This window comes from Micromonospora sp. NPDC047753 (genome assembly GCF_040642735.1).
Lineage (GTDB): Bacteria > Actinomycetota > Actinomycetes > Mycobacteriales > Micromonosporaceae > Micromonospora.
The window spans coordinates 1-1290 of sequence record NZ_JBEYSL010000869.1; the positions used below are offsets into that span (position 1 = coordinate 1).

A 1290-nucleotide genomic window follows, 5' to 3' on the forward strand; every position below is an offset into this window, starting at 1 on the left:
CGGGCCAACCGGCTCGGCGCCACCGACATCTACGCCGGTGAGCACTACTCCCGCCCGGCGCTGGTGCCGGCCATGCCCCACCTGCCGGCGCGGCCGCTGCTCTTCCCGGTGGTCACCAAGGCGACGCGGCAGGCCGACGGGGTCCGGCTCACCTGGCGGCAACCCGCCGACGGCGTCGGCCCGCTCGGCACCGCCACCTCGTACGCGATCTACCGGTTCGACGGCACCACAGTGCCCGGCCGGTGCGCCACTGCCGACGCCGCGCACCTGGTCGACACCGTCCGAGCCACGCCCGGCAACGTCCAGTCCTGGGTGGACACCTCGGCCGAGCCCGGTCGGCGCTACACCTACCAGTTGACCGCGGTCGACCGGTCGGCCAACGAGAGCCCCGCCAGCCCGCCGGCATTCGTCCTGCGCTGACCATCCCTCGGAATGCCCCGGACGCCTCGTGCGTCCGGGGCATTCGTCTGTTTCGACGTATGTCACCAATAGTTGGCGATGCGCATACCACCTAGTTGATCAGCTGATCGACACTCATCGACATCCGGTAACCCGCCGGTAACTTCCGTCCCACCCGCTCACCCCCGCGGAGGTAACCCGTGCCCCGACGTCTCGCCACCCTGCTCGCCTCGGGCGCGTCAGCGCTGCTCGCCACCCTCGCCATCGCCTCACCCGCCGCCGCCGCCGTCACCCCCGCCCAGAAGCTCTCCGTGCTGTCCAGCTGGACCCAGACCAGCGCGTCCAGCTACAACTCGTGGAACAGCGCCCGGGTCAACCGGGCACCCTGGGCCGAGTACAACTTCAACTGGTCCACCGACTACTGCTCGTCCAGCCCGGACAACCCGCTCGGCTTCACCTTCAACCTGGGCTGCTACCGGCACGACTTCGGCTACCGCAACTACAAGGCGGTCGGCCAGTTCTCCGCAAACAAGTCCCGCCTCGACAACGCCTTCTACGAGGACCTGAAGCGTGTCTGCACCACGTACAACTCGGTCGTTCGGCCGGCCTGCTACAGCCTGGCCTGGACCTACTACCAGGCGGTCAGCATCTTCGGTTCGGTAGCGGCCGTCCAGCAGGCCGACATCGACCGCGCCGCCCGAATGAAGGCCCAAGCCGAAGCCAACGCCGCAACCCACTAACCCCCACCCCCACCCCCACCCGCACTCCCCGCCCCGCGCCCCACCCCACGCCCTCGCACCTCGCACCTCGCGCTCGCGCTCGCGCCCGCGCTCGCGCCAGAAGTCCGCACATGGTGGCCATCTTTCCACGCGCGCTGTCGGCCCTTGCAGC

Annotated in this window: 2 protein-coding genes; both read left to right on the forward strand. The window is 69.8% G+C overall.

Annotated elements, in window-relative coordinates:
- On the forward strand, positions 1-420 hold a 420-nt coding region (locus ABZ749_RS35345; RefSeq protein ID WP_357235788.1), incomplete at its 5' end, for a fibronectin type III domain-containing protein.
- A 179-nt stretch (positions 421-599) separates the two neighbouring features.
- Complete coding sequence (locus ABZ749_RS35350; RefSeq protein WP_357235791.1) at positions 600-1139, forward strand: phospholipase; 540 nt, start codon at positions 600-602, stop codon at positions 1137-1139.
- Positions 1140-1290: the final 151 nt, after the last annotated feature.